Source organism: Pseudomonas putida (assembly GCF_001976065.1).
Classification (GTDB): Bacteria; Pseudomonadota; Gammaproteobacteria; order Pseudomonadales; family Pseudomonadaceae; genus Aquipseudomonas; species Aquipseudomonas serbica.
In genome coordinates this window covers 73,608-96,450 of record NZ_MNAH01000014.1, presented here as the reverse complement: position 1 = coordinate 96,450, position 22,843 = coordinate 73,608, and the positions used below count along the sequence as shown (strand labels likewise).

Sequence of the window (22,843 nt, the reverse complement as noted above, 5' to 3'; positions counted from 1 at the left end):
CATAGATGACTCCTAAAGCTGAAGCTCAAGGCTCGCGCTTCGATCTGCTCAAGTGGCTAGTAGTAGTCGCTTTGGTGGTTGTAGGCGTTGTTGGCAATCAGTATTACTCTGCTTCGCCGATCCTGTACCGCGTGCTTGCTTTGCTTGTGATTGCTGCTGTAGCTGCCTTTGTAGGCCTGCAGACGGTCAAGGGCAAGTCTTTCTTTGTACTGGTTAAGGAAGCGCGCACCGAGATTCGTAAAGTCGTATGGCCAACTCGCCAAGAAACCACGCAGACCACGTTGATCGTTGTGGCTGTTGTCCTGGTTATGGCGTTGCTGTTGTGGGGGCTCGATTCCCTGCTCGGCTGGCTTGTCTCCTTGATTGTCGGCTAAGGGTGTCCCGTGGCTAAGCGTTGGTATGTTGTGCATGCTTACTCGGGTTACGAGAAGCATGTCATGCGTTCGTTGATCGAGCGTGTAAAGCTGGCTGGCATGGAAGATGGCTTCGGCGAGATTCTGGTTCCCACTGAAGAAGTGGTTGAGATGCGTAACGGCCAGAAGCGCAAGAGCGAGCGTAAGTTCTTCCCTGGTTACGTGCTGGTCCAGATGGATATGAACGAGGGTACTTGGCACTTGGTCAAGGACACGCCTCGTGTGATGGGTTTCATCGGCGGTACTGCCGATAAGCCGGCACCGATTACAGATAAAGAGGCAGAAGCGATTCTGCGTCGCGTCGCCGATGGTAGCGACAAGCCGAAGCCGAAGACATTGTTCGAGCCGGGCGAGTCGGTGCGCGTCAACGACGGTCCGTTTGCCGATTTCACCGGCACCGTCGAAGAAGTCAACTACGAAAAGAGCCGGATCCAGGTCGCGGTGCTCATTTTCGGACGCTCTACCCCGGTAGAGTTGGAGTTCAGTCAGGTCGAAAAGGTCTAACTGAACAAGCATCCCAACCCCGCAGCCTTAGGCTGTGGGGTTTTGTCGTCACTGGGATAAACGCGCAAGTAACCGGGGAGCCTTTCGAGGCGTTTGAACCCGTAATTGGAGTGCCTCATGGCCAAGAAGATTACCGCTTACATCAAGCTGCAAGTGAAGGCCGCTCAGGCTAACCCAAGCCCACCTGTTGGTCCTGCTCTGGGTCAGCACGGCGTGAACATCATGGAATTCTGCAAGGCTTTCAACGCCCGTACTCAGGGTCTTGAGCCAGGTCTGCCGACTCCAGTGATCATCACTGTCTACAGCGACCGTAGCTTCACGTTCGAAACCAAATCCACCCCTGCTTCGGTTCTGCTGAAGAAGGCGGCCGGTCTGACCAGCGGTTCCGCTCGTCCGAACACCGTTAAGGTTGGCACTGTAACTCGTGCTCAGCTGGAAGAAATCGCGAAAACCAAAAACGCGGATCTGACTGCAGCTGATATGGAAGCAGCCGTGCGTACTATCGCCGGTTCTGCTCGTAGCATGGGCCTTAACGTGGAGGGTGTGTAATGGCTAAGCTGACCAAGCGTCAAAAGGCTATCGCCGGCAAAATCGAAGCAGGCAAGGCCTACAACTTTGTAGACGCTGCTGCTCTGCTGGCTGAGCTGTCGACTGTCAAGTTCAGCGAGTCGTTCGACGTTGCTGTAAACCTGGGTGTTGACCCGCGTAAATCCGACCAGGTCGTTCGTAGCGCTACCGTGCTGCCACACGGCACTGGCAAGACCGTTCGCGTTGCTGTGTTCACCCAGGGTCCAGCTGCTGAAGCCGCTCTGGCTGCCGGCGCTGACCGTGTAGGCATGGACGACCTGGCTGCCGAAATGAAAGGCGGCGACCTGAACTATGACGTAGTGATCGCATCCCCGGATGCCATGCGCGTTGTGGGTCAGTTGGGTCAGATCCTCGGTCCACGTGGTCTGATGCCTAACCCTAAAGTCGGCACCGTAACCCCAGACGTAGCTACCGCGGTTAAAAACGCCAAGGCTGGTCAGGTTCGTTATCGCACCGACAAAAACGGCATCATCCACACTTCCGTTGGCAAGATCGGCTTCGACGCCGTCAAGCTGAAGGAAAACGTTGAAGCCCTGATCGCTGATCTGAAGCGTATCAAGCCAGCTTCCTCGAAAGGTATCTACGTCAAGCGCGTTACCCTGAGCACCACCATGGGCCCAGGTCTGGTTATCGACCAGAGCTCGCTGGACGCGTAAGACACAAATTGGCGCAAGCGATTGCGCCAATTGAAAAATTGGGGTCCCTGCCTGGCGGGGGCTATCCAAGACCGTAGGCGACGCAAGTCTTAAACCACAAGCCTACGCAGATGGTGCTCCCGGTTCCTTACCGAATCAGACACCAAAACGACATTCGGTTTCGATCGAATGAAACGGTAACAAGCAGGAGTTAAACCCGTGGCAATTAAACTCGAAGACAAGAAGGCCATCGTCGCTGAAGTCAACGAGGCTGCCAAAGTCGCTCTGTCCGCTGTCGTGGCTGATGCCCGTGGCGTAACAGTAGGCGCGATGACCGGACTCCGTAAAGAGGCTCGTGAAGCTGGCGTTTACGTACGTGTTGTACGTAACACCCTGCTCAAGCGCGCCGTTGCTGACACTGAATTCAATGTCCTCAACGACGTGTTCACTGGCCCTACCCTGATTGCCTTCTCCAAGGAACATCCAGGCGCTGCTGCCCGGATCTTCAAAGAGTTCGCAAAGGGTCAGGACAAGTTCGAGATCAAGGCAGCTGCGTTCGAGGGCAAGTTCCTCGCAGCTAACCAAATCGACGTACTGGCAACTCTGCCGACCCGTGACGAAGCAATTTCTCAGCTGATGAGCGTGATTCAAGGCGCTACCAGCAAATTGGCTCGTACTCTGGCGGCAATTCGCGACCAGAAAGAAGCTGCTGCAGCCTAAGGCTCGTCAACTTCTCGCGTTTTTTGTTTTTTTCGATGGTCGCGTAGGCCGTCCCCAATATCAGGAATTAGATTCATGTCTATCTCTCAGAACGATATCCTTGAAGCAGTTGGCAACATGTCCGTAATGGAAGTTGTTGAGCTGATCAAAGCTTTCGAAGAAAAATTCGGTGTTACCGCTGCTGCTGCATCGGCTGGTCCTGCTGCTGCTGCCGCCGTTGTTGAAGAGCAAACTGAATTCAACGTCATGCTGACCGAAGCTGGCGAGAAGAAAGTTAACGTGATCAAGGCAGTACGTGAACTGACCGGTCTGGGCCTGAAAGAAGCCAAGGCTGTAGTTGACGGCGCTCCTGCCATGGTTCTGGAAGCTGTTGCCAAAGACGCAGCTGACAAAGCCAAAGCAACTCTGGAAGAAGCAGGCGCTAAAGTCGAGCTGAAGTAAGCATCGACTTTGCGTCTCCAGCCCGAGCGTTAAGCGACAGGCTGATGGCTGGTGGCTCTTGCCACCGGCCTTTTTCCGTTATTGGCAGCCGACTGGGTCGGTGCCGGTAACGAGCTGTAACCACCCGATGCGGTGGCGCAAACCATGGGGTTTGCACGATTTTCTGGCTGCTCCCGTCGGGAGGGGCCAAACAAGCAGGTGACCAAGCTGGGGAACGCTGATGGCTTACTCATATACTGAGAAAAAACGTATCCGCAAGGACTTTAGCAAGTTGCCGGACGTCATGGATGTGCCGTACCTCCTGGCCATCCAGCTGGATTCGTATCGTGAATTCTTGCAAGCGGGAGCGACTAAAGATCAGTTCCGCGACGTGGGCCTGCATGCGGCCTTCAAATCCGTTTTCCCGATCATCAGCTACTCCGGCAATGCTGCGCTGGAGTACGTCGGTTATCGCCTGGGCGAACCGGCATTTGATGTCAAAGAATGCGTATTGCGCGGTGTAACTTACGCCGTACCTTTGCGGGTAAAAGTGCGCCTGATCATTTTCGACAAAGAATCGTCGAACAAAGCGATCAAGGACATCAAAGAGCAAGAAGTCTACATGGGTGAAATCCCCCTGATGACTGAGAACGGTACCTTCGTAATCAACGGTACCGAGCGTGTAATCGTTTCCCAGCTGCACCGTTCCCCTGGCGTGTTCTTCGACCACGACCGTGGCAAGACGCACAGCTCCGGTAAACTGCTGTACTCCGCGCGCATCATTCCTTACCGCGGTTCGTGGCTGGACTTCGAGTTCGACCCGAAAGACTGCGTGTTCGTGCGTATCGACCGTCGTCGCAAGCTGCCTGCATCGGTACTGCTGCGCGCGCTCGGCTATACCACTGAAGAAGTGCTGGACGCGTTCTACACCACCAACGTATTCCACGTTAAGGGCGAGACCCTGAGCCTGGAGCTGGTGCCTCAGCGCCTGCGCGGTGAAATCGCTGTCCTCGATATCCAGGACGACAAAGGCAAGGTTATTGTCGAGCAAGGTCGTCGTATCACTGCTCGCCACATCAACCAGCTGGAAAAAGCCGGGATCAAAGAGCTGGATGTGCCTCTGGACTACGTCCTGGGTCGCACAACCGCCAAGGTCATCGTGCATCCGGCAACCGGCGAAATCCTGGCAGAGTGCAACACCGAGCTGAACACCGAGATCCTGGCGAAAATCGCCAAGGCCGGCGTTGTTCGCATCGAAACTCTGTACACCAACGATATCGACTGCGGTCCGTTCGTCTCCGACACGCTGAAGATCGACTCCACCAGCAACCAACTGGAAGCGCTGGTCGAGATCTATCGCATGATGCGTCCTGGCGAGCCGCCAACCAAAGACGCTGCCGAGACTCTGTTCAACAACCTGTTCTTCAGCCCTGAGCGCTACGACCTGTCTGCGGTCGGCCGGATGAAGTTCAACCGTCGTATCGGTCGTACCGAGATCGAAGGTTCGGGCGTGCTGTGCAAGGAAGACATCGTCGCGGTACTGAAGACCCTGGTCGACATCCGTAACGGTAAAGGCATCGTCGATGACATCGACCACCTGGGTAACCGTCGTGTTCGCTGCGTAGGCGAAATGGCCGAGAACCAGTTCCGCGTTGGCCTGGTGCGTGTTGAGCGTGCGGTCAAAGAGCGTCTGTCGATGGCAGAAAGCGAAGGCCTGATGCCGCAAGACCTGATCAACGCCAAGCCTGTGGCTGCGGCGGTGAAAGAGTTCTTCGGTTCCAGCCAGCTGTCCCAGTTCATGGACCAGAACAACCCGCTGTCCGAGATCACCCACAAGCGTCGTGTCTCTGCACTCGGCCCTGGTGGTCTGACCCGTGAGCGTGCCGGCTTTGAGGTTCGTGACGTACACCCGACGCACTACGGTCGTGTTTGCCCGATCGAAACGCCGGAAGGTCCGAACATCGGTCTGATCAACTCCCTGGCCGCCTATGCGCGCACCAACCAGTACGGCTTCCTCGAGAGCCCGTACCGTGTGGTGAAAGACGCTCTGGTCACCGACGAGATCGTGTTCCTGTCCGCCATCGAAGAAGCTGATCACGTGATCGCTCAGGCTTCGGCCACGATGAACGACAAGAAAGTCCTGATCGACGAGCTGGTTGCTGTTCGTCACTTGAACGAATTCACCGTCAAGGCGCCGGAAGACGTCACCTTGATGGACGTTTCGCCGAAGCAGGTAGTTTCGGTTGCAGCGTCGCTGATTCCGTTCCTCGAGCACGACGACGCCAACCGTGCGTTGATGGGTTCGAACATGCAGCGTCAAGCTGTACCAACCCTGCGCGCTGACAAGCCGCTGGTAGGTACCGGCATGGAGCGTAACGTAGCCCGTGACTCCGGCGTTTGCGTCGTGGCTCGTCGTGGCGGCGTGATCGACTCCGTCGACGCCAGCCGTATCGTGGTTCGTGTTGCCGATGACGAAGTTGAAACCGGTGAAGCCGGTGTCGACATCTACAACCTGACCAAGTACACCCGCTCCAACCAGAACACCTGCATCAACCAGCGTCCGCTGGTACGTAAAGGTGATCGGGTTCAGCGTAGCGACATCATGGCCGACGGTCCGTCCACCGACATGGGTGAGCTGGCACTGGGTCAGAACATGCGCATCGCCTTCATGGCATGGAACGGCTTCAACTTCGAAGACTCCATCTGCCTGTCGGAACGCGTTGTTCAGGAAGACCGTTTCACCACGATCCACATTCAGGAACTGACCTGTGTGGCCCGTGACACCAAGCTTGGCCCAGAGGAAATCACTGCCGACATCCCGAACGTGGGTGAAGCTGCACTGAACAAGCTGGACGAAGCCGGTATCGTTTACGTAGGTGCTGAAGTTGGCGCAGGCGACATCCTGGTGGGTAAGGTCACTCCGAAAGGCGAGACCCAGCTGACTCCGGAAGAAAAACTGCTGCGTGCGATCTTCGGTGAAAAAGCCAGCGACGTTAAAGACACCTCCCTGCGTGTACCTACCGGTACCAAAGGTACTGTCATCGACGTACAGGTCTTCACCCGCGACGGCGTTGAGCGTGATGCTCGTGCCCTGTCGATCGAGAAGTCCCAGCTGGACGAAATCCGCAAGGACCTGAACGAAGAGTTCCGCATCGTTGAAGGTGCTACTTTCGAACGTCTGCGTTCCGCTCTGGTCGGCCACAAAGCCGAAGGCGGTGCCGGTCTGAAGAAAGGCCAGGACATCACCGACGAAGTTCTCGACGGTCTTGAGCACGGTCAGTGGTTCAAACTGCGCATGGCTGAAGATGCTCTGAACGAGCAGCTCGAGAAGGCCCAGGCCTACATCGTTGATCGTCGCCGTCTGCTGGACGACAAGTTCGAAGACAAGAAGCGCAAACTGCAGCAGGGCGATGACCTGGCTCCAGGCGTGCTGAAAATCGTCAAGGTTTACCTGGCAATCCGTCGTCGCATCCAGCCGGGCGACAAGATGGCCGGTCGTCACGGTAACAAGGGTGTGGTCTCCGTGATCATGCCGGTTGAAGACATGCCGCACGATGCCAATGGCACCCCGGTCGACGTCGTCCTCAACCCGTTGGGCGTACCTTCGCGTATGAACGTCGGTCAGATCCTTGAAACCCACCTGGGCCTCGCGGCCAAAGGTCTGGGCGAGAAGATCAACCGCATGGTTGAAGAGCAGCGTAAAGTTGCCGAGCTGCGCAAGTTCCTGCACGAGATCTACAACGAGATCGGCGGTCGTCAGGAAAGCCTCGATGACTTCTCCGACCAGGAAATCCTGGATCTGGCTCAAAACCTGCGTGGCGGCGTTCCAATGGCCACTCCAGTGTTCGACGGCGCCAAGGAAAGCGAAATCAAGGCCATGCTGAAACTGGCAGACCTGCCAGAAAGCGGCCAGATGCAGCTGACCGACGGCCGTACCGGCAACAAGTTCGAGCGCCCGGTTACCGTTGGCTACATGTACATGCTGAAGCTGAACCACTTGGTAGACGACAAGATGCACGCGCGTTCTACCGGTTCGTACAGCCTGGTTACCCAGCAGCCGCTGGGTGGTAAGGCGCAGTTCGGTGGTCAGCGTTTCGGGGAGATGGAGGTCTGGGCACTGGAAGCATACGGTGCCGCTTACACTCTGCAAGAAATGCTCACAGTGAAGTCGGACGATGTGAACGGCCGTACCAAGATGTACAAAAACATCGTGGATGGCGATCACCGTATGGAGCCGGGCATGCCCGAGTCCTTCAACGTGTTGATCAAGGAAATTCGTTCCCTCGGCATCGATATCGATCTGGAAACCGAATAACACGTGACGCGAATCGAGAGCGGGGCAGGATTGCCCGCTCTCTGCTCCGCCAGGAGGAAAGGCCTTGAAAGACCTACTGAATTTGCTGAAAAACCAGGGTCAAGTCGAAGAGTTCGACGCCATCCGTATCGGATTGGCATCGCCTGAGATGATCCGTTCGTGGTCGTTCGGTGAAGTTAAAAAGCCGGAAACCATCAACTACCGTACGTTCAAACCTGAGCGTGACGGCCTGTTCTGCGCCAAGATCTTTGGCCCGGTAAAGGATTACGAGTGCCTGTGCGGTAAGTACAAGCGCTTGAAGCACCGTGGTGTGATCTGCGAGAAGTGCGGCGTTGAAGTCGCGCTGGCAAAAGTTCGTCGTGAGCGCATGGCGCACATCGAACTGGCCTCGCCAGTTGCCCACATCTGGTTCCTGAAATCGCTGCCGTCCCGTATCGGCTTGCTGATGGACATGACCCTGCGTGATATCGAGCGCGTTCTCTACTTCGAGAGCTACGTCGTTATCGATCCAGGCATGACCACCCTTGAAAAAGGTCAGCTGCTCAACGACGAGCAGTACTTCGAAGCGCTGGAAGAGTTCGGCGACGATTTCGATGCCCGCATGGGTGCCGAAGCTGTCCGCGAACTGCTGCACGCTATCGACCTGGAGCACGAGATTGGCCGCCTGCGTGAAGAAATTCCGCAAACCAACTCGGAAACCAAGATCAAGAAGCTGTCCAAGCGTCTGAAGTTGATGGAAGCCTTCCAGGGTTCCGGCAACCTGCCAGAGTGGATGGTGCTGACCGTTCTGCCGGTTCTGCCGCCAGATCTGCGTCCACTGGTCCCGCTCGATGGCGGTCGCTTCGCGACTTCCGACCTCAACGATCTGTATCGTCGAGTGATCAACCGTAACAACCGTTTGAAGCGCCTGCTGGATCTGTCCGCTCCGGACATCATCGTGCGCAACGAAAAGCGCATGTTGCAGGAAGCTGTCGATGCACTGCTCGACAACGGTCGTCGTGGCCGCGCTATCACCGGTTCCAACAAGCGTCCTCTGAAATCCCTGGCTGACATGATCAAGGGTAAGCAGGGTCGTTTCCGTCAGAACTTGCTCGGTAAGCGTGTTGACTACTCCGGTCGTTCGGTAATTACCGTAGGTCCGACCCTGCGTCTGCACCAGTGCGGTCTGCCGAAGAAGATGGCTCTCGAGCTGTTCAAACCGTTCATTTTCGGCAAGCTGGAAATGCGTGGTCTCGCGACCACCATCAAGGCTGCCAAGAAGATGGTCGAGCGCGAACTGCCAGAGGTTTGGGACGTTCTCGCTGAAGTGATTCGCGAACACCCGGTTCTTCTCAACCGTGCACCGACCCTTCACCGTCTGGGTATCCAGGCGTTTGAACCGGTACTGATCGAAGGTAAGGCTATCCAGCTGCACCCTCTGGTCTGTGCTGCGTACAACGCCGACTTCGACGGCGACCAAATGGCCGTGCACGTACCGCTGACGCTGGAAGCCCAGCTGGAAGCGCGTGCGTTGATGATGTCGACCAACAACATTCTGTCGCCAGCCAACGGTGAGCCAATCATCGTTCCGTCGCAGGACGTTGTATTGGGTCTGTACTACATGACGCGTGAAGCGATCAACGCCAAGGGCGAAGGTCGTGTGTTCGCGGATCTGCAGGAAGTTGACCGTGTGTTCCGTGCCGGCGAAGCCGCACTGCACGCCAAGGTCAAAGTCCGGATCAACGAAACCGTCAACGACCGTGATGGCGGCAGCGTGACCAACACCCGTATCGTCGACACTACCGTCGGTCGTGCGCTGTTGTTCCAGGTTGTGCCAAAAGGTCTGTCGTACGACGTCGTCAACCTGCCGATGAAGAAAAAGGCGATCTCCAAGCTGATCAACCAGTGCTACCGCGTGGTTGGTCTGAAAGAGACCGTGATCTTCGCTGACCAGTTGATGTACACCGGTTTTGCCTATTCGACCATTTCCGGCGTTTCCATCGGCGTTAACGACTTCGTTATCCCTGATGAAAAAGCCCGCATCATCGGTGCTGCCACCGACGAAGTGAAAGAGATCGAAAGTCAGTACGCCTCCGGCCTGGTAACCCAGGGCGAGAAGTACAACAAAGTGATCGACCTTTGGTCCAAGGCGAACGACGAAGTTTCCAAGGCGATGATGGCCAACCTCTCGAAAGAGAAAGTCATCGACCGTCATGGCGTCGAAGTCGACCAAGAGTCCTTCAACTCGATGTACATGATGGCCGACTCGGGTGCGCGGGGTTCCGCAGCACAGATTCGTCAGCTGGCCGGTATGCGTGGCCTGATGGCCAAGCCGGATGGCTCCATCATCGAAACGCCGATTACCGCGAACTTCCGTGAAGGTTTGAGCGTACTCCAGTACTTCATCTCCACTCACGGTGCTCGTAAAGGTCTGGCGGATACCGCGTTGAAAACGGCGAACTCGGGTTACCTGACCCGTCGTCTGGTAGACGTGGCGCAAGACCTGGTTGTAACCGAGATCGATTGCGGCACCGAACACGGTCTGCTGATGACTCCGCACATTGAAGGCGGTGACGTTGTAGAGCCGTTGGGTGAACGCGTATTGGGTCGTGTTATCGCCCGTGACGTATTCAAGCCAGGTACCGAGGACGTCATCGTTCCTGCCGGCACCCTGGTCGACGAGAAGTGGGTCGAGTTCATCGAGCTCAACAGCATCGACGAAGTGATTGTACGTTCGCCGATCAGCTGCGAAACCCGTTTCGGCATCTGCGCCAAGTGCTACGGTCGCGACCTGGCTCGTGGTCACCAGGTGAACATCGGTGAAGCGGTCGGCGTTATCGCTGCCCAGTCCATCGGTGAGCCGGGTACCCAGCTGACGATGCGTACGTTCCACATCGGTGGTGCGGCAAGCCGGACCTCCGCGGCCGACAGCGTTCAGGTCAAGAATGGCGGTACCGTCCGTCTGCATAACCTGAAGCACGTTGAGCGAGTGGATGGCCACCTGGTTGCTGTGTCCCGTTCCGGTGAGCTGGCAATCGCTGACGACTTCGGTCGTGAGCGCGAGCGTTACAAGCTGCCGTACGGTGCCGTGATTTCGGTTAAAGAAGGTGACAAGGTCGACGCTGGCGCAATCGTGGCCAAGTGGGATCCGCACACTCACCCGATCGTTACCGAAATGAAAGGTACCGTGACCTACGTGGGCATGGAAGAAGGCATCACGATCAAGCGTCAGACTGACGAATTGACCGGTATGACCAACATTGAAGTACTCGACGCCAAAGACCGTCCAGCTGCCGGTAAAGATATCCGTCCTGCTGTGAAGATGGTTGATGACAACGGCAAGGATCTGTTGCTGCCAGGCACTGACGTTATCGCTCAGTACTTCCTGCCAGCCAACGCCCTGGTCGGTGTAGCGGACGGTGCGAAGATCGCGATCGGTGATGTTATCGCTCGTATCCCGCAAGAAACTTCGAAGACCCGTGACATCACCGGTGGTCTGCCGCGTGTTGCCGACTTGTTCGAAGCTCGTCGTCCGAAAGAAGCGTCGATTCTGGCTGAAGTCAGCGGCACCATCGCGTTCGGTAAAGAAACCAAGGGCAAGCGCCGTCTGGTTATTACCCCGAACGACGGTAGCGATCCGTATGAAGAGCTGATTCCGAAGTGGCGTCACCTGAACGTGTTCGAAGGCGAACAGGTAAACCGCGGCGAAGTTATCTCCGACGGCCCGAGCGATCCACACGACATCCTGCGTCTGCTGGGTGTAAGTGCGCTGGCCAAGTACATCGTTAACGAGATCCAGGACGTTTACCGTCTGCAAGGCGTGAAGATCAACGACAAGCACATCGAGACCATCCTGCGTCAGATGCTGCGTAAAGTTGAAATCGCTGAATCCGGCGATTCCAGTTTCATCAAGGGCGACCAGATGGAATTGACTCACGTTCTGGTAGAGAACGAGCGCTTGAGCGGCGAAGACAAGTTTGTCTCCAAGTTCACTCGCGTTCTGCTGGGTATCACCAAGGCGTCGTTGTCCACCGAATCGTTCATCTCGGCGGCTTCCTTCCAGGAAACCACTCGCGTACTGACCGAAGCGGCGGTAACCGGCAAGCGCGATTATCTGCGCGGCCTGAAAGAAAACGTGGTCGTGGGTCGTCTGATCCCGGCTGGTACCGGTCTGGCTTATCACAGCGAGCGTAAGCGTCGCCGTGATGCAGACAAACCGTTGCGCGTGAGCGCCAGTGAAGTGGAAGCTGCACTGACCGAAGCGCTGAACTCGAGCGGTAACTGAGTTCTGCGGTAAATGAGCTGAGGCCCTGACCACTCCGTTCATCGAATCGAGACAATTTGTCGAGGTTTGATGGGCGGGGAGGTCGGGGCCTTGCCTTGACTGGGGGCAAGATCCTCTTTAGACTCTTGTACCCCTAAATTTGGCGGGAATACGTTCCTGCCATTTTGCTTTTCTTGCAAGACAATAGCGTCGCAAGACAACAGTGGAGCTAGTAGATGGCAACTATCAACCAGCTGGTACGTCAGCCGCGTAAGCGTATCGTCGAGAAATCCGACGTACCTGCGCTGCAGAACTGCCCGCAACGCCGTGGCGTGTGCACCCGTGTGTACACCACCACGCCGAAAAAACCTAACTCGGCACTGCGTAAAGTATGCCGTGTGCGCCTGACCAACGGTTTCGAGGTTTCCTCGTACATCGGCGGTGAAGGCCACAACCTGCAAGAGCACAGCGTGGTACTGATCCGCGGCGGTCGTGTAAAAGACTTGCCAGGTGTTCGTTACCACACCGTTCGCGGTTCGTTGGATACCTCCGGCGTTAAAGGTCGTAACCAGGGTCGTTCGAAGTACGGTACCAAGCGTCCGAAGTAATGGTCGCTTGCTGCAAAAAACTGATTTCTATTTTTCTGAGTCGATAAGAGTAAGGTCGGAGGCGTCCCGTAATGGGCACCGATTCCGAGCGAACCTGAAGACCGTTTGAGGGCTTATCCATGCCAAGAAGACGCGTAGCAGCCAAGCGCGAAGTGCTTGACGATCCAAAATACGGAAGCCAAATCCTGGCCAAGTTCATGAACCACGTGATGGAAAGCGGCAAGAAAGCCGTTGCCGAGCGTATCGTTTATGGCGCGCTGGAAAAGGTTAAAGAACGCAAGAACAGCGACCCCCTGGAAATCTTCGAGAAAGCTCTCGACGCCATCGCTCCGCTGGTCGAAGTAAAGTCGCGCCGTGTAGGCGGTGCTACTTACCAGGTTCCGGTTGAAGTTCGTCCGTCCCGTCGTAACGCTCTGGCAATGCGCTGGTTGGTAGACTTCGCCCGTAAGCGCGGCGAGAAGTCTATGGCTCTGCGTTTGGCTGGCGAACTGTTGGACGCTGCCGAAGGTAAAGGTGCTGCAGTTAAGAAGCGTGAAGACGTGCACCGTATGGCTGAAGCTAACAAAGCTTTCTCGCACTACCGCTTCTAATTTTAGCGTCACTCAATTTGCGAGGGCTTTATGGCTCGTACTACACCGATTAATCGCTACCGTAACATTGGTATCGTTGCTCACGTGGATGCTGGTAAAACCACCACCACCGAGCGCGTCCTTTTTTACACTGGCAAAAGTCACAAGATGGGCGAGGTGCATGACGGCGCCGCGACCACAGACTGGATGGTGCAGGAGCAGGAGCGTGGTATTACCATTACTTCTGCTGCTATCACCGCTTTCTGGCAGGGTTCTGCGAAGCAGCACAAGGACCAATACCGCTTCAACGTCATCGATACCCCAGGCCACGTAGACTTCACCATTGAAGTTGAACGTTCCCTGCGTGTACTCGATGGCGCGGTCGTTGTGTTCTGCGGCACTTCCGGCGTTGAGCCTCAGTCCGAAACCGTATGGCGTCAAGCCAACAAATACGGTGTTCCACGTATCGTTTACGTGAACAAGATGGACCGTGCCGGCGCGAACTTCCTGCGCGTGATCGCTCAGATCAAGCAGCGTCTGGGTCACACTCCGGTGCCGATCCAGTTGGCTATCGGTTCCGAAGACAACTTCCAGGGTCAGATCGATCTGATGACCATGGAAGCGGTTTACTGGAACGATGCTGACAAGGGCATGACTCCACGTCGCGAAGCTATCCCTGCTGAACTGCAGGAACTGGCTGAAGAGTGGCGCAGCAACATGGTTGAGGCTGCGGCCGAAGCCAGCGAAGAGCTGATGAACAAGTACCTCGAAGGCGAAGAGCTTTCCATCGAGGAAATCAAGGCCGCTCTGCGTCAGCGTACTATCGCTGGCGAAATCGTCCTGGCTGTTTGCGGTTCTTCCTTCAAGAACAAGGGTGTTCCCCTGGTTCTCGACGCCGTTATCGACTACCTGCCGGCTCCGACCGACATTCCTGCCATCAAGGGTACTGACCCGGATGACGAGGAAAAGCAAATGGAGCGTCATGCAGACGACAACGAGCCGTTCTCGGCTCTGGCGTTCAAGATCGCTACCGACCCATTCGTGGGTACCTTGACCTTCGTCCGCGTTTACTCGGGCGTGTTGGCCTCCGGCGACGGCGTGATCAACTCGGTTAAAGGCAAGAAAGAGCGCGTGGGTCGTATGGTGCAAATGCACGCAAACGCCCGTGAAGAGATCAAGGAAGTGCGCGCTGGCGACATCGCGGCCCTGATCGGCATGAAGGACGTCACCACTGGTGAAACCCTCTGCAACGCTGACAAGCCAATCATCCTGGTTCGCATGGACTTCCCGGAGCCGGTTATTTCGGTTGCCGTAGAGCCTAAGACCAAGGATGACCAGGAAAAAATGGGTATCGCTCTGGGCAAACTTGCTCAGGAAGACCCGTCTTTCCGCGTCAAAACTGATGAAGAGACTGGTCAAACGATCATCTCCGGCATGGGCGAGCTGCACCTGGACATCCTGGTTGACCGGATGCGCCGTGAGTTCAACGTCGAAGCCAACATCGGTAAGCCTCAAGTTTCGTACCGTGAGCGCATCACGAAGAGCTGCGAAATCGAAGGCAAGTTCGTTCGCCAGTCCGGCGGTCGTGGCCAGTTCGGTCACTGCTGGATTCGTTTTGCACCTGCTGACGAAGGTCAGGAAGGTCTGCAATTCCTGAACGAAGTAGTGGGTGGTGTGGTTCCTAAGGAATACATCCCGGCTATCCAGAAGGGTATCGAAGAGCAGATGAAGAACGGTGTTGTTGCCGGCTATCCGCTGATCGGCCTGAAGGCTACCGTGTTTGATGGTTCTTACCACGACGTCGACTCGAACGAGATGGCGTTTAAGGTGGCTGCTTCCATGGCGACCAAGCAACTGGCCCAGAAGGGCGGTGGTGAGTTGCTCGAGCCGATCATGGCGGTAGAGGTTGTTACGCCTGAAGACTATATGGGTGACGTGATGGGCGACCTGAACCGTCGTCGCGGCATGATTCTGGGTATGGAAGACACGGTTTCCGGTAAGGTTATCCGTGCTGAAGTTCCGTTGGGCGAAATGTTCGGTTATGCGACCGACGTTCGTTCGATGTCCCAGGGTCGCGCAAGCTACTCTATGGAATTCAAAAAATACAATACGGCTCCGTCGCACATCGTCGAAACCGTTACCAAAAAACAAGGCTGATTCAGTCCTTTAGGCAAGGAGTTAATTGTCGTGGCTAAAGAAAAATTTGATCGTTCCCTACCGCACGTAAACGTTGGCACCATCGGCCACGTTGACCACGGTAAAACCACTCTGACCGCTGCTCTGACTCGCGTCTGCTCCGAAGTTTTCGGTTCGGCCGTAGTTGAATTCGACAAGATCGACAGCGCTCCAGAAGAAAAAGCTCGTGGTATCACCATCAATACCGCGCACGTCGAGTACAACTCGAACATTCGTCACTACGCTCACGTTGACTGCCCAGGTCACGCTGACTACGTGAAGAACATGATCACCGGTGCTGCCCAGATGGACGGCGCGATCCTGGTTTGCTCGGCCGCTGATGGTCCGATGCCACAAACCCGTGAGCACATCCTGCTGTCCCGTCAGGTAGGCGTTCCGTACATCGTGGTTTTCCTGAACAAGGCTGACCTGGTAGACGACGCTGAGCTGCTGGAACTGGTTGAGATGGAAGTTCGCGACCTGCTGTCCACCTATGACTTCCCAGGCGACGACACTCCGATCATCATCGGTTCGGCTCGTATGGCGCTGGAAGGCAAAGACGACAACGAAATGGGCACCACTGCCGTTCGTAAGCTGGTTGAAACTCTGGATACCTACATCCCAGAGCCAGAGCGTGCTATCGACAAGCCATTCCTGATGCCAATCGAAGACGTATTCTCGATCTCGGGTCGTGGTACTGTTGTGACTGGTCGTATCGAGCGCGGTATCGTTCGCGTTCAAGATGCACTGGAAATCGTTGGTCTGCGTGACACCACCACCACTACCTGCACCGGTGTTGAGATGTTCCGCAAGCTGCTCGACGAAGGTCGTGCTGGCGAGAACTGCGGCGTTCTGCTGCGTGGTACCAAGCGTGACGACGTTGAGCGTGGCCAGGTTCTGGTTAAGCCAGGTTCGGTTAAGCCGCACACCAAGTTCACCGCAGAAGTTTACGTTCTGAGCAAGGAAGAAGGCGGTCGTCACACTCCGTTCTTCAAAGGCTACCGTCCACAGTTCTACTTCCGTACTACTGACGTGACCGGTAACTGCGAGCTGCCAGAAGGCGTTGAAATGGTAATGCCAGGTGACAACATTCAGATGACTGTTACCCTGATCAAAACCATCGCAATGGAAGACGGTCTGCGCTTCGCAATCCGTGAAGGCGGCCGTACCGTTGGTGCTGGCGTTGTAGCTAAAATCATCGAGTAAGCATCTCTTTTGAGATAGCTTCGATGCTTTGAAAAGGCCCCCGCTCAGCGGGGGCCTTTTTTATTGGGTTGACACCTATCTGGGGCGTCTATAGAATTGCGCCTCCTTTTAACGGGCGTATTGCGCCCGGTGGGAATAGCAGCCGGAGTCTGAAATCCAATGCAAAATCAGCAAATCCGTATCAGGTTGAAGGCTTTTGACCATCGCCTGATCGACCAATCCACCCAGGAAATCGTGGAAACCGCGAAACGTACTGGTGCTCAAGTGCGTGGTCCAATTCCACTGCCTACCCGTAAAGAGCGGTTCACCGTTCTGGTCTCCCCGCACGTCAACAAAGACGCGCGTGACCAGTACGAGATCCGTACTCATAAGCGCGTTCTGGACATCGTCCAGCCAACGGATAAAACCGTTGATGCACTTATGAAGCTTGATCTTGCGGCCGGTGTGGAAGTGCAGATCAGCCTCGGCTAAGACTCGGTCTTAGTCGTGTAACGCTCTGAAATGGGCGGCCATAGCGGGTGAAAGCCCCGTACACTCATGAGGTTTACAACATGACTATTGGTGTAGTCGGTCGTAAATGCGGTATGACCCGTATTTTCACCGAAGAAGGTGTCTCCATTCCGGTCACGGTCATTGAGATCGAACCGAATCGCGTCACCCAGTTCAAAACTGAAGAGACCGATGGCTATCGTGCAGTGCAAGTCACTGTCGGCGAGCGTCGTGCTTCGCGTGTAACAGCAGCTCAGGCTGGCCACTTCGCTAAAGCGAACGTTGCCGCTGGTCGTACCGTAATGGAATTCCGTCTTGAAGAAGGCGAGTACCAGGCCGGCGATCTGATCAACGCTGAAATCTTCGCCGCTGGTCAACTGGTTGATGTAACCGGTCAGTCCAAGGGTAAAGGCTTCCAGGGTACGATCAAGCGTTGGAATTTCCGCGGGCAAGATAACACCCACGGTAACTCCGTATCCCACCGCGTTCCAGGCTCTATCGGCCAGTGCCAGACTCCTGGTCGTGTATTCAAGGGCAAAAAAATGTCCGGTCATATGGGCGCTGAGCGCGTGACCGTGCAGTCCCTCGAAGTAGTGCGCGTGGACGCTGAACGCAATCTGTTGTTGGTCAAGGGCGCTGTTCCTGGCGCTACTGGCGGCAACTTGGTTGTACGTCCAGCAGCCAAGGCTCGCGGTTAAGGGGAAGCTGACATGCAATTAAATGTAAATGACGCTCAAGCGATCGAAGTTTCCGAACTGACATTTGGCGGCGAATTCAACGAGACGCTGGTTCACCAAGCAGTCGTGGCCTACATGGCTGGCGGTCGTCAGGGTTCCAAGCAGCAAAAGACCCGTTCCGACGTTCGTGGTGGCGGTAAGCGCCCATGGCGTCAGAAAGGTACTGGCCGTGCTCGTGCCGGTACTATCCGTAGCCCAATCTGGCGTGGCGGCGGTACCACTTTCGCAGCTCGTCCTCAGGATCACTCCCAGAAGCTGAACAAGAAGATGTACCGCGCAGCAATGCGTTCCATCCTTGCTGAGCTGGTGCGTACTGATCGTCTGGTCGTGGTTCAGGATTTCGCCGTTGAAACGCCGAAAACCAAAGACCTGCTGGGCAAACTGAACAACATGAGCCTGACCGACGTTCTGATCGTGTCGGACGCTGTTGATCAGAACCTGTACCTGGCTGCTCGTAACCTGCCACACGTAGATGTACGTGACGTGCAAGGTTCCGATCCAGTTAGTCTGATCGCATACGACAAGGTGTTGATCACCGTGTCGGCCGTGAAGAAATTCGAGGAGCTGCTGGGATGAACCAGGAACGCGTATTTAAAGTTCTGCTTGGCCCGCACGTTTCCGAGAAGGCTACGGTTCTGGCAGACAAGAAAGGCCAGTTCGTTTTCAAGGTTGCTACTGACGCAACCAAGCTGGAAATCAAGAAGGCCGTCGAAAGCCTGTTCAGCGTGAAAGTAGAGCGTGTTACTACCCTGAATGTTCTGGGTAAGAGCAAGCGCACTGCTCGCGGTCTGGGCAAGCGTAATGACTGGAAGAAGGCAGTTATCTCCCTTCAGCCAGGCCAAGATCTCGATTTCAGCAGCAGTGCTGAGTAAGGAAGGGGTGCATCATGGCAATCGTTAAATGCAAACCGACTTCCCCTGGCCGCCGTTTTGTGGTCAAGGTGGTCAACCAGGAGCTGCATAAAGGCGCTCCTCACGCACCGCTGCTCGAGAAGAAGTCGAAGTCTGGTGGTCGTAACAACAATGGCCGTATTACCACTCGTCACATCGGTGGTGGTCATAAGCAGCATTATCGTCTGGTCGATTTCCGTCGCAACGACAAAGATGGCATCGCTGCCACTGTCGAGCGTATCGAATACGATCCAAACCGTACTGCTCACATCGCTCTGCTGCTGTACGCAGATGGCGAGCGTCGCTACATCATCGCCCCTAAAGGCGTGAGCGCTGGCGACCAGCTGATCGCAGGTGCCCTGGCGCCGATCAAGCCGGGCAACGCTCTGCAACTGCGTAACATTCCAGTTGGTAGCACCGTACACGGCATCGAATTGAAGCCAGGTAAAGGCGCTCAGATCGCTCGTTCCGCTGGTGCTTCGGCTCAGCTGATCGCTCGTGAAGGCGTTTACGTGACCCTGCGTCTGCGTTCTGGTGAGATGCGTAAAGTGCTGGCTGAATGCCGCGCGACCCTGGGCGAAGTCTCGAACTCCGAGCACAGCCTGCGTTCGCTGGGTAAAGCTGGTGCCAAACGCTGGCGTGGCGTTCGCCCAACCGTTCGTGGTGTTGCCATGAACCCGGTTGACCACCCACATGGTGGTGGTGAAGGTCGTACCTCTGGTGGTCGTCATCCGGTATCGCCATGGGGCTTCCCGACTAAGGGCGCGAAGACTCGTGGTAATAAGCGTACCGACAAAATGATCGTCCGTCGTCGCAAGTAAATAGAGGGATACGACAGTGCCACGTTCTCTGAAAAAAGGTCCTTTTATCGATCTTCACCTACTGAAGAAGATCGAAGTGGCGGCGGAAAAGAATGATCGCAAACCGGTGAAAACCTGGTCGCGTCGTTCGATGATCCTGCCACAAATGGTCGGTCTGACCATCGCAGTACACAACGGTCGTCAACACGTCCCAGTTCTCGTTAACGAAGACATGGTCGGCCACAAACTGGGCGAGTTCGCCGGTACCCGCACTTATCGCGGGCACGTGGCAGACAAGAAAGCCAAGCGTTAAGGGGTTAGGAAATGGAAGTAGCCGCTAAGTTGTCGGGCGCTCGAATCTCCGCCCAGAAAGCCCGCTTGGTCGCCGACCAGATCCGCGGGAAGAAGGTGGGCGAAGCGCTCAACCTGTTGGCTTTCAGCAGTAAGAAAGCCGCCGAGATCATGAAGAAAGTGCTGGAGTCGGCCGTAGCCAACGCCGAGCATAACGAAGGCGCAGACGTTGATGACCTGAAAGTCAGCACCGTTTTCGTCAACGAAGGGCGTTCGCTGAAGCGCATCATGCCACGTGCCAAAGGCCGTGCTGATCGCATCGTCAAGCGGTCTTGCCATATCACTGTCAAGGTTGCTGACAAGTAACGGAGTCGAAGAGATGGGTCAGAAAGTACATCCCATTGGCATTCGCCTGGGAATCGTCAAGGAGCACACCTCCGTCTGGTACGCAGACGGTCGGACTTATGCGGACTATTTGCTCGCAGATCTGAAGGTGCGTGAGTATCTCCAAGACAAACTAAAAAGCGCGTCCGTAAGCCGTATCGATATCCATCGTCCGGCTCAAACTGCACGCATCACCATCCACACCGCTCGTCCAGGTATCGTTATCGGGAAGAAAGGTGAAGATGTTGAGAAACTGCGCCAGGACCTGACCAAGCAAATGGGTGTGCCTGTGCACATCAATATCGAAGAGATCCGCAAGCCGGAGCTCGACGGTATGCTGGTTGCGCAGAGCGTAGCTCAGCAGCTGGAGCGTCGCGTAATGTTCCGTCGCGCTATGAAGCGCGCTGTTCAGAACGCCATGCGCATTGGTGCCAAAGGCATCAAAATCCAAGTGAGCGGTCGTCTCGGCGGTGCTGAAATCGCACGTACTGAATGGTATCGCGAAGGTCGTGTGCCATTGCACACCCTGCGTGCCGACATCGACTATGCCAACTACGAAGCTCACACCACCTACGGTGTGATCGGTGTAAAGGTTTGGATCTTCAAAGGCGAAGTAATTGGTGGTCGCCAAGAAGAACTGAAACCACAAGCACCAGCGCCTCGTAAAAAAGCTGCTAAGTAAGGGGTACGCCAAATGTTGCAACCAAAGCGTACGAAGTTCCGCAAGCAAATGACTGGTCACAACCGTGGCCTGGCATTGCGCGGTAGCAAAGTCAGCTTCGGCGAGTTCGCGCTGAAGTCTGTAGCTCGTGGTCGTCTCACCGCTCGTCAGATCGAGTCAGCGCGTCGTGCTCTGACCCGTCACGTAAAACGTGGCGGCAAGATCTGGATCCGTGTATTCCCGGACAAGCCGATCTCCAAAAAACCTCTCGAGGTTCGGATGGGTAAAGGTAAGGGTAACGTGGAATACTGGGTTGCCCAGATTCAGCCAGGCAAAGTCCTGTATGAAATCGAGGGTGTTTCTGAAGAGCTGGCGCGTGAGGCTTTCGCCCTGGCTGCTGCAAAGCTGCCGCTCGCCACCTCCTTTGTTAAACGGACGGTGATGTGATGAAAGCGAATGAACTTCGTGAAAAATCCGCACAGCAGCTGAACGAGCAACTGCTCGGCCTGCTGCGCGACCAGTTCAATCTGCGTATGCAGAAAGCAACTGGCCAGTTGGGGCAGTCTCATCTGCTCTCGCAAGTTAAGCGTGACATCGCTCGCGTGAAGACTGTGCTCAACCAGCAGGCAGGTAAGTAATCATGGCTGAAGCCGAAAAAACTGTCCGTACGCTGACTGGCCGTGTTGTCAGCGACAAGATGGACAAAACCATCACCGTTCTGATCGAGCGTCGCGTTAAGCACCCGATCTACGGTAAATACGTTAAGCGTTCGACTAAGCTGCACGCGCACGACGAAACCAATCAGTGCCACATCGGCGACAAAGTCACTATTCGTGAAACTCGTCCTTTGGCCAAGACCAAGTCTTGGGCGCTGGTTGATGTTCTCGAACGCGCTGTGGAAGTCTAAGGACTAGGGGTCGGAGAAATTATATGATTCAGACTCAATCCATGCTCGATGTGGCCGATAACAGCGGCGCTCGCCGTGTTATGTGCATCAAGGTGCTGGGTGGCTCCCATCGTCGTTACGCTGGTATCGGTGACATCATCAAGGTTACCGTGAAGGAAGCAATTCCTCGCGGTAAAGTGAAAAAAGGCCAAGTGATGACTGCTGTTGTAGTCCGCACTCGTCACGGCGTACGTCGTGCTGATGGCTCCATTATCCGCTTTGATGGCAACGCTGCTGTTCTTCTGAACAACAAGCAAGAGCCGATCGGCACCCGTATCTTTGGGCCAGTGACCCGTGAACTTCGTACTGAGAAGTTCATGAAGATCGTCTCGCTCGCCCCAGAAGTGCTGTAAGGAGATCCGACATGCAAAAGATTCGTCGTGACGACGAGATCATCGTGATCGCCGGCAAAGACAAAGGTAAGCGCGGTAAGGTGCTGAAGGTTCTTGCTGACAACCGTCTGGTTGTTGGTGGTCTGAACCTGGTCAAGCGTCATACCAAGCCTAACCCGATGTCGGGCGTACAAGGCGGTATCGTCGAGAAAGAAGCGCCACTGCACGCTTCTAACGTAGCCATCTTCAACGGCGAAACCAACAAGGCTGACCGCGTTGGTTTCAAAGTAGAAGACGGTAAGAAAATTCGTGTCTTCAAGTCGACCCAAAAAGCGGTTGATGCTTGAACACTGCTAGGTAGAAGACCATGGCACGACTAAAAGAGATTTACCGGAAGGAAATCGCTCCGAAACTTAAGGAAGAACTTAAGCTTTCGAACGTGATGGAAGTTCCGCGCGTTACCAAAATCACCCTGAACATGGGTCTGGGCGAAGCGATCGGCGACAAAAAAGTCATCGAGCACGCTGTTGCTGACCTGGAAAAGATCACCGGCCAGAAAGTCGTTGTGACCTACGCTCGCAAATCCATCGCTGGCTTTAAAGTCCGTGAAGGTTGGCCGATCGGCGTCAAAGTGACCCTGCGCCGTGAGCGTATGTACGAGTTCCTGGATCGTCTGCTGTCGATCTCCCTGCCTCGGGTTCGCGACTTCCGCGGCCTGAATGCCAAGTCCTTCGATGGTCGTGGCAACTACAGCATGGGCGTGAAAGAGCAGATCATCTTCCCGGAAATCGACTACGACAAGATCGATGCTCTCCGCGGTCTGGACATCACCCTGACCACCACTGCCAAGAACGATGATGAAGGCCGCGCTCTGCTGCGTGCGTTCAAATTCCCGTTCCGCAACTGATTGGAGTAGG

The 22,843-nt window shown here is 55.5% G+C and carries 26 protein-coding genes; all 26 read left to right on the top strand.

Going from position 1 to position 22,843, the window contains the following annotated elements:
- Positions 1-5 precede the first annotated feature (5 nt).
- Positions 6-374, top strand: a complete 369-nt coding sequence (gene secE / locus BKX96_RS31045) for a preprotein translocase subunit SecE (RefSeq protein WP_007896620.1) — start codon at positions 6-8, stop codon at positions 372-374.
- Positions 375-383: 9 nt separating this feature from the next.
- Complete coding sequence (gene nusG / locus BKX96_RS31040; RefSeq protein ID WP_007933727.1) at positions 384-917, top strand: transcription termination/antitermination protein NusG; 534 nt, start codon at positions 384-386, stop codon at positions 915-917.
- A 117-nt stretch (positions 918-1,034) separates the two neighbouring features.
- Complete coding sequence (gene rplK / locus BKX96_RS31035; protein ID WP_007933726.1) at positions 1,035-1,466, top strand: 50S ribosomal protein L11; 432 nt, start codon at positions 1,035-1,037, stop codon at positions 1,464-1,466.
- Complete coding sequence (rplA, locus tag BKX96_RS31030; protein WP_003186095.1) at positions 1,466-2,161, top strand: 50S ribosomal protein L1; 696 nt, start codon at positions 1,466-1,468, stop codon at positions 2,159-2,161. Before rplK ends, rplA begins: the two co-directional genes overlap by 1 nt.
- Before the next feature lie 198 nt (positions 2,162-2,359).
- The gene (gene rplJ / locus BKX96_RS31025) at positions 2,360-2,860 is read left to right on the top strand and encodes a 50S ribosomal protein L10 (RefSeq protein ID WP_077186327.1); all 501 of its coding nucleotides are present in this window, start codon (positions 2,360-2,362) and stop codon (positions 2,858-2,860) included.
- 75 nt (positions 2,861-2,935) lie between these two features.
- A complete protein-coding gene (gene rplL, locus BKX96_RS31020) occupies positions 2,936-3,301 on the top strand; it encodes a 50S ribosomal protein L7/L12 (RefSeq protein WP_034148078.1) in 366 nt (121 codons plus the stop codon).
- Between the two features lie 220 nt (positions 3,302-3,521).
- Positions 3,522-7,595, top strand: a complete 4,074-nt coding sequence (rpoB, locus tag BKX96_RS31015; protein ID WP_008018199.1) for a DNA-directed RNA polymerase subunit beta — start codon at positions 3,522-3,524, stop codon at positions 7,593-7,595.
- Between the two features lie 64 nt (positions 7,596-7,659).
- Positions 7,660-11,859, top strand: coding sequence for a DNA-directed RNA polymerase subunit beta' (rpoC, locus tag BKX96_RS31010; RefSeq protein ID WP_008065703.1), 4,200 nt, complete (start codon positions 7,660-7,662; stop codon positions 11,857-11,859).
- A 215-nt stretch (positions 11,860-12,074) separates the two neighbouring features.
- The gene (gene rpsL, locus BKX96_RS31005; protein WP_003186084.1) at positions 12,075-12,446 is read left to right on the top strand and encodes a 30S ribosomal protein S12; all 372 of its coding nucleotides are present in this window, start codon (positions 12,075-12,077) and stop codon (positions 12,444-12,446) included.
- A gap of 119 nt (positions 12,447-12,565) precedes the next feature.
- A complete protein-coding gene (gene rpsG, locus BKX96_RS31000) occupies positions 12,566-13,036 on the top strand; it encodes a 30S ribosomal protein S7 (RefSeq protein WP_002555493.1) in 471 nt (156 codons plus the stop codon).
- Positions 13,037-13,066: 30 nt separating this feature from the next.
- The gene (fusA, locus tag BKX96_RS30995) at positions 13,067-15,172 is read left to right on the top strand and encodes an elongation factor G (RefSeq protein ID WP_046815908.1); all 2,106 of its coding nucleotides are present in this window, start codon (positions 13,067-13,069) and stop codon (positions 15,170-15,172) included.
- Between the two features lie 30 nt (positions 15,173-15,202).
- Complete coding sequence (gene tuf, locus BKX96_RS30990; RefSeq protein WP_008065716.1) at positions 15,203-16,396, top strand: elongation factor Tu; 1,194 nt, start codon at positions 15,203-15,205, stop codon at positions 16,394-16,396.
- A 159-nt stretch (positions 16,397-16,555) separates the two neighbouring features.
- Positions 16,556-16,867: a 30S ribosomal protein S10 gene (gene rpsJ, locus BKX96_RS30985; RefSeq protein ID WP_003186070.1), complete on the top strand. Its 312-nt coding sequence runs from the start codon at positions 16,556-16,558 to the stop codon at positions 16,865-16,867.
- Positions 16,868-16,947: 80 nt separating this feature from the next.
- Positions 16,948-17,583 carry a 50S ribosomal protein L3 gene (gene rplC, locus BKX96_RS30980; protein WP_003186059.1) on the top strand — a complete coding sequence of 212 codons (636 nt, stop codon included), beginning with the start codon at positions 16,948-16,950 and terminating at the stop codon, positions 17,581-17,583.
- 12 nt (positions 17,584-17,595) lie between these two features.
- The gene (gene rplD / locus BKX96_RS30975; RefSeq protein ID WP_003228735.1) at positions 17,596-18,198 is read left to right on the top strand and encodes a 50S ribosomal protein L4; all 603 of its coding nucleotides are present in this window, start codon (positions 17,596-17,598) and stop codon (positions 18,196-18,198) included.
- Positions 18,195-18,494, top strand: coding sequence for a 50S ribosomal protein L23 (gene rplW / locus BKX96_RS30970; protein WP_002555488.1), 300 nt, complete (start codon positions 18,195-18,197; stop codon positions 18,492-18,494). The genes rplD and rplW overlap by 4 nt, the downstream gene beginning before the upstream one ends.
- A gap of 14 nt (positions 18,495-18,508) precedes the next feature.
- Positions 18,509-19,333, top strand: coding sequence for a 50S ribosomal protein L2 (gene rplB, locus BKX96_RS30965; protein WP_003186055.1), 825 nt, complete (start codon positions 18,509-18,511; stop codon positions 19,331-19,333).
- A 16-nt stretch (positions 19,334-19,349) separates the two neighbouring features.
- Entirely contained in the window at positions 19,350-19,625 is a 276-nt protein-coding gene (rpsS, locus tag BKX96_RS30960; protein WP_002555486.1) for a 30S ribosomal protein S19, read from the top strand.
- A gap of 11 nt (positions 19,626-19,636) precedes the next feature.
- A complete protein-coding gene (gene rplV / locus BKX96_RS30955; RefSeq protein ID WP_003103908.1) occupies positions 19,637-19,969 on the top strand; it encodes a 50S ribosomal protein L22 in 333 nt (110 codons plus the stop codon).
- A gap of 13 nt (positions 19,970-19,982) precedes the next feature.
- Entirely contained in the window at positions 19,983-20,669 is a 687-nt protein-coding gene (rpsC, locus tag BKX96_RS30950) for a 30S ribosomal protein S3 (protein WP_008065719.1), read from the top strand.
- A gap of 12 nt (positions 20,670-20,681) precedes the next feature.
- A complete protein-coding gene (gene rplP, locus BKX96_RS30945) occupies positions 20,682-21,095 on the top strand; it encodes a 50S ribosomal protein L16 (protein WP_003228729.1) in 414 nt (137 codons plus the stop codon).
- Positions 21,095-21,286 carry a 50S ribosomal protein L29 gene (rpmC, locus tag BKX96_RS30940; protein WP_002555481.1) on the top strand — a complete coding sequence of 64 codons (192 nt, stop codon included), beginning with the start codon at positions 21,095-21,097 and terminating at the stop codon, positions 21,284-21,286. Before rplP ends, rpmC begins: the two co-directional genes overlap by 1 nt.
- Before the next feature lie 2 nt (positions 21,287-21,288).
- The gene (gene rpsQ, locus BKX96_RS30935; protein WP_003176419.1) at positions 21,289-21,555 is read left to right on the top strand and encodes a 30S ribosomal protein S17; all 267 of its coding nucleotides are present in this window, start codon (positions 21,289-21,291) and stop codon (positions 21,553-21,555) included.
- 23 nt (positions 21,556-21,578) lie between these two features.
- On the top strand, positions 21,579-21,947 hold the full coding sequence (gene rplN, locus BKX96_RS30930) for a 50S ribosomal protein L14 (protein ID WP_002555479.1): 369 nt from the start codon (positions 21,579-21,581) through the stop codon (positions 21,945-21,947).
- A gap of 11 nt (positions 21,948-21,958) precedes the next feature.
- The gene (gene rplX / locus BKX96_RS30925; protein ID WP_003186046.1) at positions 21,959-22,273 is read left to right on the top strand and encodes a 50S ribosomal protein L24; all 315 of its coding nucleotides are present in this window, start codon (positions 21,959-21,961) and stop codon (positions 22,271-22,273) included.
- A gap of 20 nt (positions 22,274-22,293) precedes the next feature.
- Positions 22,294-22,833, top strand: a complete 540-nt coding sequence (gene rplE, locus BKX96_RS30920; RefSeq protein ID WP_003210069.1) for a 50S ribosomal protein L5 — start codon at positions 22,294-22,296, stop codon at positions 22,831-22,833.
- Positions 22,834-22,843: the final 10 nt, after the last annotated feature.